General features: G+C 64.0%; 12 protein-coding genes. 8 read left to right on the top strand and 4 right to left on the bottom strand.

The annotated features are described in order from the left end of the window. Positions 1–840, top strand: a complete 840-nt coding sequence (locus HB681_RS22230; protein WP_213957039.1) for an OmpA family protein — start codon at positions 1–3, stop codon at positions 838–840. Positions 841–873: 33 nt separating this feature from the next. Here the strand turns inward: HB681_RS22230 and tssA are convergent, their stop codons facing one another. From tssA to tssJ, 4 genes are all read right to left on the bottom strand, one after another. After that, positions 874–1,998, bottom strand: coding sequence for a type VI secretion system protein TssA (tssA, locus tag HB681_RS22225; RefSeq protein WP_256735051.1), 1,125 nt, complete (start codon positions 1,996–1,998; stop codon positions 874–876). Continuing rightward, positions 1,998–2,789, bottom strand: coding sequence for a type IVB secretion system protein IcmH/DotU (gene icmH / locus HB681_RS22220; RefSeq protein WP_213957038.1), 792 nt, complete (start codon positions 2,787–2,789; stop codon positions 1,998–2,000). The genes tssA and icmH overlap by 1 nt, the downstream gene beginning before the upstream one ends. Positions 2,790–2,838: 49 nt before the next feature. Continuing rightward, the gene (tssK, locus tag HB681_RS22215) at positions 2,839–4,185 is read right to left on the bottom strand and encodes a type VI secretion system baseplate subunit TssK (RefSeq protein WP_213957037.1); all 1,347 of its coding nucleotides are present in this window, start codon (positions 4,183–4,185) and stop codon (positions 2,839–2,841) included. A gap of 99 nt (positions 4,186–4,284) precedes the next feature. Continuing rightward, positions 4,285–4,905: a type VI secretion system lipoprotein TssJ gene (tssJ, locus tag HB681_RS22210; protein ID WP_345944723.1), complete on the bottom strand. Its 621-nt coding sequence runs from the start codon at positions 4,903–4,905 to the stop codon at positions 4,285–4,287. Positions 4,906–5,088: 183 nt separating this feature from the next. On the opposite strand from tssJ, the gene HB681_RS22205 reads away from it, so the two are divergent. From HB681_RS22205 to tssG, 7 genes are all read left to right on the top strand, one after another. Beyond that, complete coding sequence (locus HB681_RS22205; protein WP_345944722.1) at positions 5,089–5,790, top strand: hypothetical protein; 702 nt, start codon at positions 5,089–5,091, stop codon at positions 5,788–5,790. 26 nt (positions 5,791–5,816) lie between these two features. Then, positions 5,817–6,332, top strand: coding sequence for a type VI secretion system contractile sheath small subunit (gene tssB / locus HB681_RS22200; protein ID WP_213957035.1), 516 nt, complete (start codon positions 5,817–5,819; stop codon positions 6,330–6,332). A 4-nt stretch (positions 6,333–6,336) separates the two neighbouring features. Continuing rightward, positions 6,337–7,821 carry a type VI secretion system contractile sheath large subunit gene (gene tssC / locus HB681_RS22195; protein WP_213957034.1) on the top strand — a complete coding sequence of 495 codons (1,485 nt, stop codon included), beginning with the start codon at positions 6,337–6,339 and terminating at the stop codon, positions 7,819–7,821. 77 nt (positions 7,822–7,898) lie between these two features. Then, the gene (locus HB681_RS22190; RefSeq protein WP_213957033.1) at positions 7,899–8,402 is read left to right on the top strand and encodes a type VI secretion system tube protein Hcp; all 504 of its coding nucleotides are present in this window, start codon (positions 7,899–7,901) and stop codon (positions 8,400–8,402) included. 91 nt (positions 8,403–8,493) lie between these two features. Next, positions 8,494–8,985 carry a type VI secretion system baseplate subunit TssE gene (gene tssE, locus HB681_RS22185; RefSeq protein WP_213957032.1) on the top strand — a complete coding sequence of 164 codons (492 nt, stop codon included), beginning with the start codon at positions 8,494–8,496 and terminating at the stop codon, positions 8,983–8,985. Between the two features lie 6 nt (positions 8,986–8,991). After that, positions 8,992–10,833: a type VI secretion system baseplate subunit TssF gene (gene tssF / locus HB681_RS22180; protein WP_213957031.1), complete on the top strand. Its 1,842-nt coding sequence runs from the start codon at positions 8,992–8,994 to the stop codon at positions 10,831–10,833. Then, entirely contained in the window at positions 10,797–11,915 is a 1,119-nt protein-coding gene (gene tssG, locus HB681_RS22175; RefSeq protein ID WP_213957030.1) for a type VI secretion system baseplate subunit TssG, read from the top strand. Before tssF ends, tssG begins: the two co-directional genes overlap by 37 nt.

The following is an 11,915-nucleotide window of genomic DNA, read 5'->3' as shown; positions in this document are numbered from 1 at the left end:
ATGCGCAAACTGAATATCGCGTCGTTGCGCATCCTGGCCGGGGTCGGGATCCTTGCGTTGTCGCCGCTGACACAGGCCCAATCGCCTGGAATCGCACCCGCGCAGGGCGCCAACATCGAAAGCCCGGGCGGCACCGCCGGCAAGCCGGAGCAGGTCGTGGCGGGTGGCCAGGTGCCCGACGAGGCGACGCGCGCGGCAGTCGTCGGCGCATTGCGCCAGGTATATGGCCCGGCCAACGTGATCGACCGGATCGAGGTCGTCAGTTCCGTCGGAACGCCGGCCAATTGGTCGGCCAATGTGCAGAAGCTGCTCAACCCTTCGCTCAAGCAGATCCATCGCGGGCAACTGCAGATCCAGGGCACCCAGATCACCGCGCAAGGTGAAGTCGGCAATGAAGCGTTGCGCCAGAAGATCGTCAGCGACATGGCGGGCGCACTGAATCCGACCTACACCATCAAGAACAGCCTTCGGGTGCCGGTGTCCGAGCAGATCGTGGTGGACCAGGCCTTGGGCAACCGCATCATCGAGTTCGAGGTCGGCAGTGCGACGCTCACCGCGAAGGGGCGGGCTATCCTCGAAGAGATTGCCGCTGCGCTGGCAAAGCTCAGCAACAAGTCGGTGGCGATCATTGGCCATACCGACAACTCCGGCAACCGGGCGTCGAACCTGGCCTTGAGCCAGGCGCGAGCGGAGGCCGTCAAGGGGTACCTGGTCGGCAAGGGCATCGATCCTGCCACCATGAGCACCAGCGGCGTCGGGCCGGACCAGCCGGTGGCGGGCAACGACTCCGACGCGGGCCGCGCGCGCAATCGACGCATCGAGTTCAGGGTCGGGCGCTGAACGCAGCGCCCTTCCCGGTGAGGGCAACCGCCCTCAGTTGCCGTCTTCCGGCGTCTGCCCGCGGACGCCGAGCAGGTCTTCCAGTTGCGCGAGTTCCTGCTCGTTCTTGACCACGTTGCGCAGCCACGCATGCAGCGACATGTCGGCCCACGACGCGGCCTTCTTGGCCATGTACGCCGTGGGGCTCGAAGGCTCGGTACGCTCGAAGAAGGTCGCTACCTCGTTGAGTTGCGCGATCGCCTGGGCCCGGGTGTGAATGCCGCCGCGCTGCGGCGTTGCGATGGCGCCGGGTGCTTCGCCGATGGGCGTTGCAAGCATGCGCTCGACGCGCTGCAGCGATTCGTCGCCGGCGACTGGCGCGGGTGGCGCCGCGGCGCGACCGAGTGAAACACCGGCATCACGCGCAAAGCGCTCGATGGTGGCGCGAACGGATTCCAGCATGTCCTTGACCCGCGCGAAGCTCGGCCCTTGCGAGTCGGTGCGCGCATCGAAGACCTGCTCGAAGCGTTTCACGGACGCCTCGCAGGCCGACAGGTCGGCATGCACGGCCTGCAGGAACTTTGCCGGCGTCGCACGGCGCACGCGGTCGAACTGATCGGTCGTGATCTTGCCCCGCGTCAGTTCGTCGGCGTCGGATGGCGCGCGCTTGACGGCCTGGTCGAGGGCGAGGGCCTGCTCCCAGGCGTGGGCGCCGTAGGAGACCTTCCCGTCGTTCACGATCGCCGCGCGCCGCACGAGTTCGATGGAGCGCGATGCCAGCCAACTGACGCTGCCGAACCGCATGTCCAAGTCGCCGTCTTCGGCATGAGGGTGCAGGTCGTCCCAATGGCGCTCGCAGAGGCCGGTCAGCAAACGGTAGCCGTCGTTCAATCCGGCAAAGCCCTGGCGGCTGGCCAGCGCGTCGGTGAGCCACACGCCGAGGCGCAGGTCCTTGGTGGAATCGGTCAGCAGCTTCTGCGACTCGGCGATGACGAAGGGCCAGTCGGCTTCCTTGAGATCGATTACCCAGTCGCCCTGTTCGAGCGAGGGGTCGTCCTGCAAGCGCGCCGCCTGGATCGCGTCGAACTGGGGTGAGAAGAGCATGTCCGGTCCACAGGGGGACGGGCCGGGAATGGGGGCGAGCAGTGCGTCGAGGTCGAGCATGGTTTCAGCGGCCATCAGGGCAGGGAGATCGTGAGGTTGGCCTGGCGCGGGCCCAGGCGCACGATGTCCTGGTAGCGCTCCAAGGTGGATTGCGTGGTGCCGGACAGGTGCAGGGACAAGCCGATGAAGCCGACCAGTGCGATCAGCGAGAACACCGATGCGACGACCCACTGCGGCGCCTCGCGCTTGAGCGTGTGCGCGATCTGGTCGGGCAGGGGCCAGTGCGGCGCGAAGGGCGTGCGCTTGCCCTTGATGTTGGCGATCTCGTCGCCCAGCCGGGCCGTGAGGTAGGCCAGCTTCTCGGGGCCTTCGAGGATGTACTTGCCCTGGAAGCCGAGCAGCAGGCACATATAGAAGACTTCAAGCGTCTGCACGCGCGCCGCGCCCTCGGCCCGTTGCGCTTCGAGCATGTGGAAGAAGTTCTCGCCGGCGATCTGGTCGCCGAACAGGGCCAACTGGAGCGGCCGGCGCTCCCATTCGGGCTGGATCGCGAACTCCGGCGAGGCCAGGACGAATTCGTCGACGACGGCACAGAACGCGTATTTGCAGGCATGGACTTCCTCGGCTCCGGCGCCGAGCTTGCGCGCATTGCGCTCGAACTCCGCGAGGTAGCTGCGGATGCCGCCGAGGAACTGCTCGGCCTGCGCGGGCTGCTGCTTCTTCTTGATGAGAAAGAGCATCACAAAGCCGTCATACAGGATGTCGAGGAGCGAAGAGTCCTGTGCGGGAAGGGTGCCTGCGGGCGTGAATCCCGCGGGGGGTGCGTCTCCGCCGAAGAGGGAGGGCGGGCGTGCTGTGGCGTTCATCTGGAATACTCCCTGCTGTGTGCCGTGCCGCGTGCTTTGTTCAATGCGTTCACGATGTCACCGCGATGAGTTCGAGTTGCATGTCGGGAATGCCGGTCGGCGCGTAGATGGCGACGCTCTGCGCCTGCAGCATGCGTTCGTAGAGCGGGCTCTTGCTGTCGACCGCGAAGTAGCAGGCGCCGGCGCGGATCGGGATGGCAGGCGGCACCTGCGGCGCGTAGACCAGGCGCACGCCGGGCATGGCGGAGAGCACCAGCTTGTCGACGTCTTCCGGTGCGCCGATCTTGAATCGCGCGGGCACGGCCTCGACCAGTTCGGCCGCCGGCATGCTGGCGGTGACGGCCATGTAGAACACCGTCTTCTCGTCGATCTTGCCGGAGTCGAGCCGGCCCATGTGGAAGGCGCGCCGCGTCTCGGTCAATGTGATCGCGAAGTAGCGCGTCGAGATCACGGTGTCGAGCAGGTCGCGGATGATGTGGTCGAGTTCGGCGAATGCTGCGCCGGGCTTCTCGTGGTCGTAGGTGGGCAGGTCGTTCAGCGTGTAGGTCTTGGCGAAAGTCATCAGCGCGCCGGCAAGATTCAACAGCTCCTGGAAGAGGCGTTCCGGGTGCAGCGCCGGATGTCGAAACAGATGCGACAGCGACGCAAATGCCGCGTTGGCGGTGTGCAGGAGCCAGAACGAGGCGATGTCGCCGGAGCGGAACTCGATGATGTTCTTGCTGGCCTCGCGATGGATCCCGTAGAGCGAGTTGACCTTGGCCTGCAGCACGTCGAGCAGGCGGCGCAATTGCTGGTAGACGGTGGGCGATGTATCCACGCAAATACATGGCGGTACAAAGGCCTGGTCGAGCTCGAAGCCGCCCGATGCCGTGCGCCGGATGCGCACCACCGGGATGGAGACGAACTGCTCGCGCGGCTCGGAGTCGGCCAGCAACTTCACGGTCTTGCGCAGGTAGACCACCTCGGCGTTGACCGCATCGGTGAAGAGGTCGGGGCACTGCGTCGCGTCGCTGACGTATCGCGCGGCGAATGCACTGTCCTCCGGCTCCTTGTAGTTGTGCCCGAGTTCCCTTACCGGATGCAGCACCAGGTAGAAAGTGATCTCGTTCTGCCCGGGGCTCAGCGTGTCGAGCGCGATCGGGGGCGGCAGCTTGTCGACATGCGGCGCCGAATACGGCTCGCCGTCGGGGAATACGACTGACAGCTCCGATGCACGCAGCATGCCGCTGGCGAGCGCGTCCAGGTCGAAGCTGAACGAGCGGACGCCCCAGTAGTACGGGTGCAGCGATTGAGCGGTGTTGTGAAGGCGCGCCTCATGGTAGGCGTCCTGGCGTTGGAAATGCTGAGGGCGCAGGAAAAGGCCCTCGCCCCAAAGAACCTTGGCGGCATAGCTCACGACGAATCAACTCCCTTGGAAAACATTTGCCGCGACGGGTATGGCTCCCTTGGCGCGGCGAAAAAAAGCGGTCGCAGTATCTCATGCGACCCCGAAACTTCAGCTCTTGCAGTTCACCTGCGCGAGCCTGTTGTACGTACGCGGTGGCTCGCTTTGCCCATGACCCTGGACGTCGATCACAGCACCTTGCGTGACGGTGAGCGCACAGGCGTGTGCACCGATGACGACGCCTGTCTTTTCGGCCTCTGCCGCATCGAAGGCGACACGCCATCGTTGCCCACCGGGCGAATGGAAGAGCACCACAATTCCCATGGCGTTGACCGTGCGTGGCAAGGTCTCGCTCAGGTTGAGCTGCTGGTCGGGGATGAGCGTGATGTCGCGGCTTTCGATCAGGTCATCGCCCAGCACGGCCTTGTCGCGGCCGGTGGTGACGAATGCATCGAAGGGCGCCTGGTAGAACGCCGTGGTGTCCTTCAGCTTGTAGATGCGCATCACAGCGGCCAGGGGGCGGCCGCGATCGTCGGCATTCAGGTTCTTCCCCGCGGCGATCGAGACGGGTACCTTGCGCGGCGGCTTTTGAAGCTCGGGCAACTCGGGCTTGCTCAGGCCGCTGACTTCGAGTGCGACCTTGGCAACGGTGCCCAGCGTGGCCACCGGCGATGCGCAGCCCGCGAGGGCTGCTGCGCACAGCAAAGTCGCAATGAATCGGTAGGCGGGCACGGCGTGCGCCGATTCGCACCGCGGCAAGCCCTCAAGCGAAACGGATCGAGTCCGCATTGTGTATTTCTCCCTCATGTTTGGTACGGGCCGCGACCGACCCTTAAGCAATATGTAGTATCGTTCGGCCGGGCTGGAAAGGGCGAGTGGCCTTTCCGACAAAACAGAAGACTTCAGGGAGTAGTGGTGAACAACAAGCACATTGCAAGTGCGGTGGTGGCGTTTTCTATCGCCACTGGCCTCTTGACCGGATGCGTTACGGCGCCGACGACAACGGCGGCGGCGCAGTCGTCGGAGGCATTCAGCAAGAGCATGGCGGAGGCGGACCAGGTCGCGGCAACCGACAAGGTGGGCGACAAGGAACGCGCCATCCGCATGTACCAGCAGATCGCGACCAACAACCCCAGCCGCGGGGAACCGTGGTCGCGTATCGCCCAGATCCACTTTGCGCAGGGCAACTACAGCCTTGCCATCGTCGCGGCTGAAGAAACACTCAAGCGGGATCCTTCGAACCGGCAAGCCAAGAGCGTCACGGCCGTGGGCGGTCTTCGCCTGGCCGCGCGTTCGCTCGAAGACCTTCGCAAGGACAGTTCGCTGAGCGGCGACACCACGGCCGATGCGCAAAGGCTTGCGCAACTCCTGCGCGAGACCCTGGGCACCTCGGTGCTGGTTCCTGCAACGGAGTCTGCGCGCGCCGCGACCCCCGTACGTCGGGCGCCGCCTCCCAGGGCCGCACGGGCGCCTGCCGCCGCATCCACGGATGTGACGCCAGCGCCTTCACCTGCACCCGCCGCGGCCGTGAAGCCCGCAACACCCGCCAAGGCCGCGCCTGCCGCGGCATCCGCCGCCCGTTCGGGCAACGGCAATCCATTCGATGCGTTGAAGTAACTGCGTTTCTTGCAGGGAGGAAATCCATGGCTACCAAAAGACAAAGCGTGCAGAAGCGCTTGCAAAAAGTGCGTCCCCCGCGGGTGCAACTGACCTATGACGTCGAGATCGGTGACGGTATCGAACAGAAGGAGCTGCCATTCGTCGTAGGTGTGGTCGCCGACCTGGCCGGCCAGTCGCGGATCGACCAATCGAAGCTGAGGGATCGCAAGTTCGTCAACGTCGATCGCGACAACATCGACGACGTCATGCAGGGCGTTCAACCACGCGCCGCATTCCAGGTCGAGAACAAGCTCGACGCGCGCGGCGGCAGCTTCGGCGTGGACCTCACCTTCACTTCGATGGAATCCTTTTCCCCCGAGGCTGTGGTCGACCAGATCGAGCCACTGCGCAAGCTGCTCGACGCGCGCACCAAGCTGGCCGACCTGCGCAACAAGATGGCCGGCAACGGCAAGCTCGAAGACCTGCTGGCCGACGTGCTCGGCAATACCGAACAATTGCAGCGCCTGGGCAAGGACGCTGCGAAGAAGAAGGAGGGCTGAACCTATGAGCGCAGCGCAAGTAGCGGCATTCGCGGATGGCGCACAGGCCACCACCAGCCTGCTCGACCAGATCGTCGACCAGAGCAAGGTCGCGAAGTCCGAGTCCGAACATTCCCGCGCCCGCGACATCATCGGAGAACTGGTCAGCCAAGTGCTCGATGGCTCCGTCATCGTGTCGGACAACGTCTCCGCCATGATCGACGCACGCGTGGCAGACCTCGATCACCTGATCTCAGCCCAACTGAGCGCCGTGATGCATGCACCGCAATTCCAGAAGCTGGAAAGCACCTGGCGTGGCCTCGACTACCTGGTCAAGGAAACACCCACGGGATCGATGCTCAAGATCAAGGTACTGAACGCCACCAAGCGCGACCTGGTCCGGGACTTCAAGTCCGCCATCGAGTTCGACCAGAGCTCGATGTTCAAGAAGATCTACGAAGAAGAATTCGGCACTTTCGGCGGTGCGCCCTTCGGGGCGATCATTGGTGACTACGAGGTCACCCGCCAGCCGGAAGACATGTACTTCCTCGAGCAGATGTCGCATGTTGCGGCTGCCTCGCATGCGCCGTTCATCAGCTCCGCATCGCCTGAGTTGCTGGGCCTCGAGACCTTCTCCGACCTGGGCAAGCCGCGCGACATGGCCAAGGTGTTCGACACTGTCGAATACGCCAAGTGGAAGTCGTTCCGCGACTCCGAGGATTCGCGCTACGTCGGCCTGACCTTGCCGCGCTACCTCGGGCGCCTGCCGTACGACCCCAAGGAAGGCACGATCGTCGACAGCTTCAACTTCGTCGAAGACGTCGACGGCACGGACCACTCGAAGTACCTCTGGTGCAACGCAGCCTGGGCCTTTGCCACGCGCCTGACGGCAGCGTTCGATGACTTCGGCTGGTGCGCCGCCATTCGGGGTGTCGAAGGCGGCGGGCTGGTGGAAGACCTGCCCACGCACACCTTCAAGACGGACGACGGCGACATCGCGCTCAAGTGCCCGACCGAAATCGCGATCACCGATCGTCGCGAGAAGGAACTGAGCGACCTCGGCTTCATTCCGCTGGTGCACTGCAAGAACTCCGACTACGCGGCCTTCTTCGGCGCCCAGTCGCTGCAAAAAGCCAAGAAGTACAACACCGACAGCGCCAATGCCAATGCGGTGCTGTCGGCTCAACTCCAGTACATCTTCTCGGTGTCGCGCGTGGCGCACTACCTGAAGGCGATGATGCGCGACAAGATCGGCAGCTTTGCATCGGCGCAGAGCGTCGAGCAGTTCCTGAATCGCTGGATCTCGCAGTACGTGCTGCTCGACGACAACGCGTCGCAGGAGCAGAAGGCGCAGTTCCCGCTGCGCGAGGCCTCTGTCCAGGTGTCCGAGGTTCCGGGCAAGCCGGGTGTCTATCGTTCGGTCGCATTCCTGCGGCCGCACTTTCAGCTCGATGAATTGTCGATCTCGCTGCGTCTCGTGGCGGATCTTCCCCAGTCCGTCAACAAGTAGGCCGTGGTGGCTTGCCTGTGCGGTGTCAGTGTGTTGGTTTATTCCCGTAATCAAAAACTTCAGCAGGAGAGGTAAGAGTGAAAGACATCTACGTCAAATTCGGCAGCCCGGCCATCAAGGGTGAGTCGCAGGACAAGGACCACAAGGACTGGATCGAGGTCAACACCTGGCATCACACCATCGTTCAGCCCCGCTCGGCAACGGCATCCACCGCTGGCGGCCACACCGCAGAGCGTTGCGAGCACGGCGAAATGATCTTCACGAAGGACATGGACGTCGTGAGCCCGCTGCTGTACCAGCACGCTTCGGGCGGCAGCACCTTCGACGAAGTCACGATCGAATTCTTCCGCGCCGACGGTGAAGGCAAGCGTGTGAAGTACCTGGAAATCAAGCTCAAGTACGTGCTGATCTCCAGCGTGAGCCCGAGCGTGGTGGAAACCGGCGTGCCGAGCGAATCCTTCTCGCTCAAGTACGCCGCTGTGCAGTGGAAGTACATCCAGCAGAAGATCGGCGGCAACCAGGGCGGCAATTCGCAAGGCGCCTGGAGCCTGACCAAGAACGACAAGACCTACTCGGTCTGAGTCTGAGCTGCAGGCAAGAACCGCGGCAATTGCCGCGGTTCTTTTTTGGGCCGGTCGCCCCACGGCGGCCGCCCGAAGGCGGGAACAATAAATGACTGGGTTTGAACCCGGCTTGCTCGACAAGCTGTTTGACGACGATCGTCGCGGAGCGGCTTCGCCAGCGCTGCGGAATTTCTCGCTGGAGGAGATGAAGAACGTGGTGGCACGTGACCTGGAGTCCTTGCTGAACACGCGCATGGTGTTCACCGATCCCATGCTCCAGGGCCTGGAGCAATGCAAGAAGTCCATCCTGACTTACGGGCTCAACGACTTCTCCGGGCGCAGCCTGGCAAGTTTCAACGACCGCTCGTTCATTTGCAGGTCGCTGGAGCAAGCGATCGCGCGGCATGAGCCGCGACTGACAAACGTCGTGGTGACGTTGGAACTCGATGGTCAGTCCAACACCAGCGTCCTGTACTTCAGCATCTCGGCCTTGCTCACATTGCCTGCGATGAGCGAGCCGGTGAATTTCGACGCGCTCCTTCAGCCCACCACCCTCCAATATTCCGTGACCCGCGGGGCCAGCAAGGCCCGCAACTACTAGGACACCATGGAAGAGTTACTGCCGTTCTACGAGCGCGAGCTTGCGTTCCTGCGCGGTTACTCGCAGGAGTTCGCGAACAACTATCCGAAGATCGCGGCACGCCTCGCGATGGCTTCGGACAACAGCGAAGACCCGCACGTCGAGCGGATGATCCAGTCCTTCGCGCTGCTGACCTCGCGCATCAGCAAGAAGCTCGACGACGACTATCCCGAGTTCACCGAGGCGCTGCTCGAGATCCTGTATCCGCACTACCTTCGCGCGTTTCCGTCGTGCTCGATCGCGCAATTCGACGGCAGCGAAGCGGTCGCGAAGTTGAGCATGGGAGTGACGGTGGAGCGTGGCGCTGTCCTCAAGTCGCGCCCGATGCAGGGTGTCACCTGCTGCTTTCGCACGGCCTACGACGTGACGCTGGCGCCGGTGCAGATCGCCGATGCGGTCTTCCATTCGGTCGTCAACCCGCCTTTGCATGTGACGCTGCCGAAGAACGCGACCGCAAGCCTGTCGGTCACGATCGAGTTGCTGGGTCAACAGACCTCGCTGCAGAAGCTGGGACTCGATCGCCTGCGCGTGTTCATCGATGCCGAGCCATCGCTCGCCATGGCGCTGGCCGACGCGATGTTCCTGAAGACTGCCGCAGTGTTTGTGGAGCCGAATCGCAGTGGCAAGTGGACGCCGGTGATGGGAGAGTTGTTGCACGAGGTCGGCTTCGACGAGGCCGATGCGCTCATCGAACTGCCCGCGCGCTCGCACCCGGCCTACCGCTTGCTGAGCGAGTACTTCGCCTTTCCGGAGAAGTTCAACTTCCTGGACATCGACCTGGGCAAGGCGCTGGAGGCCGTCGGGCCTTGCCGCACGCTGACACTGCATTGGGTAATGCGCCACCTGCGCGCCGATTCGCCGGTGTCGCGGCTGTTGGAGGGCGTATCGAGTCGGAACTTGCGGCTGGGTTGCACGCCGGTCGTCAACTTGTTCAAGCAGGCCGCGAACCCGATCCGCATCACGCACGCGGCGGCGGCCTATCCGGTGCTGGGCGATGCCAAGCATGCCTCGGCCTACGAGGTCTACAGCATCGACTCGGTCACGATCGTCAAGGAAACACCGGGGGGCAAGACCTTTGTCGAGTTCCGCCCGTTCTACTCGCTGCATCACGGTGAACAGCCGAAGGAGTCGGAGCACTACTGGTTCGCCCGTCGCAACGAACTGGTGGCCAGCAAGAGTCCAGGCTACGAGACCGAGATCTCCATCGTCGACATCGACTTCGACCCCGCCGCGCCGGTGACCGAGACGCTCAGTATCGACATCACCTGCACCAACCGGGATGTGCCCAATGCCATGGCGATCGGGCTTCCTGGCGGGGATCTGTTCCTCGATGGCAATACGGTCGCGCAGGGCATCCGCCTGTTGCGTCGGCCGACCCGCACGCAGCGCGTGGCGCGGGGCAAGTCGGCGCATTGGCGGCTGATCTCGCACCTGTCGCTCAACCACTTGTCGCTGGTCGGCAGCGGCCTGCCGGCGCTCAAGGAAATGCTGCGCCTCTATGACCAGGGCCGCACGGCGGTGTCGAGCCGGCAGATCGAGGCGCTGGTTGCCATCGAGCAGCGACCCGCCACGCAGTGGCTGCCGGGCAAGCCCTTTGCGACCTTCGTGCGCGGCATCGAAGTGCATATCACGGTCGACGAGGCTGGATTCGTGGGCAGCAGCCTGCAGGCGTTCGCGCGCGTGCTGGACCACTTCTTCGGGCTCTACGTGCACCTGAACAGCTTCACCCAGCTGGTGATCCTGTCGTCCCGCGACAACGAGGAGCTCGTGCGATGCAAGCCACGCAGCGGCGATTCGATCCTGCTGTAATCGAGCAGCTCGCGCGCGAGCCCTACCGCTTCGAGTTCTTCCAGGCGGTGCGGCTTCTCGAGCTGGCGATGCTTCGGCGACAGGAGCGCGACGTGCATCAGCGACTCGTGCCCGGCGAGCGCATGGTGCCGCAGCGCATGCGCTTCCGGAGCTCGCTGAACCTGGGCTTTCCGCCCAGCGAGATCGAAGCCCTGCAACTGCGCAATGCCGCAGGCGAGGCGGTGTCCGGCAGCGACTGGGCGAGCCTGCCCCACCCGGATTCCGACGCCATCGACAAGGTCGAGATCACGCCGGCGTTCTTCGGCATGCTGGGAGCGTCTGGCGCGCTGCCCATTGCCTACACCGAGATCCTGCAGCGGCGCGAGCAGAACCAGCGCGACAGCGCAGCGCGGGCGTTTCTCGACATCTTCACCAACCGCGCCGCCGCGTTGTTCTACGCGGCCTGGCGCAAGTACCGGCTGCCGCTGCACTACGAGCACGAGCGCACGCGCGCTTACCTGCCGGCGTTGCTGTCGTTGTCAGGCCTGGAACACAAGTCACAGCGCCAGCCGTTGCAGGAGGGCGACGGCCGGGTGTACGACGAGAGCGTCGCCGGCTACGCGGCCGCGGTGCAGCACCGGCCGATGTCGGGGGTGTTCCTGCAACGGGTGCTGTCGGACTACTTCAAGATCCTCATCCGCGTGGAGCAGTTCCTCGGCAAGTGGTACGACGTACCGAGATCGCAGATGTCGCAACTCGGGGGCAACAACATCCAGCTGGGGCATACGGCGCTGGCGGGCGTGCGCGTCTGGCAGCGTGACCTGCGCATCCGGCTGTGGATCGGGCCGCTCAAGCGCACGCAGTTTCGCGATTTCTTTCCCGGAAAAGCGCATGCGAAGGCGCTGGAAAAGATGCTTGGGCTGCTGGCGGGCGTCACCGTCGAATACGAGGTTCGACTGATCCTGGCCAAGGAGGAAGTGCGCTCGGTCACGCTCGACGAGCCGCTGGGCAGCCATCTTGGCTGGGACAGTTTCCTGACCACGCGCGCCGCACCGCAGGACCGCAGCGACACCTCGTACGAACTGCATCCATTGAATAACTGA

It is taken from the genome of Variovorax sp. dw_954, assembly GCF_018449755.1.
GTDB lineage: Bacteria > Pseudomonadota > Gammaproteobacteria > Burkholderiales > Burkholderiaceae_C > Variovorax.
This window is presented reverse-complemented; position numbering and strand designations above follow the sequence as displayed.

Bases quoted from the DNA above. Each gene is read 5' to 3' on its own strand.
- HB681_RS22230 (WP_213957039.1), top strand. From the start codon at position 1: ATGCGCAAACTGAATATCGCGTCGTTGCGCATCCTGGCCGGGGTCGGG.
- tssA (WP_256735051.1), bottom strand. From the start codon at position 1,998: ATGGCCGCTGAAACCATGCTCGACCTCGACGCACTGCTCGCCCCCATT.
- icmH (WP_213957038.1), bottom strand. From the start codon at position 2,789: ATGAACGCCACAGCACGCCCGCCCTCCCTCTTCGGCGGAGACGCACCC.
- tssB (WP_213957035.1), top strand. From the start codon at position 5,817: ATGGCTACCAAAAGACAAAGCGTGCAGAAGCGCTTGCAAAAAGTGCGT.
- tssC (WP_213957034.1), top strand. From the start codon at position 6,337: ATGAGCGCAGCGCAAGTAGCGGCATTCGCGGATGGCGCACAGGCCACC.
- tssE (WP_213957032.1), top strand. From the start codon at position 8,494: ATGACTGGGTTTGAACCCGGCTTGCTCGACAAGCTGTTTGACGACGAT.
- tssF (WP_213957031.1), top strand. From the start codon at position 8,992: ATGGAAGAGTTACTGCCGTTCTACGAGCGCGAGCTTGCGTTCCTGCGC.
- tssG (WP_213957030.1), top strand. From the start codon at position 10,797: ATGCAAGCCACGCAGCGGCGATTCGATCCTGCTGTAATCGAGCAGCTC.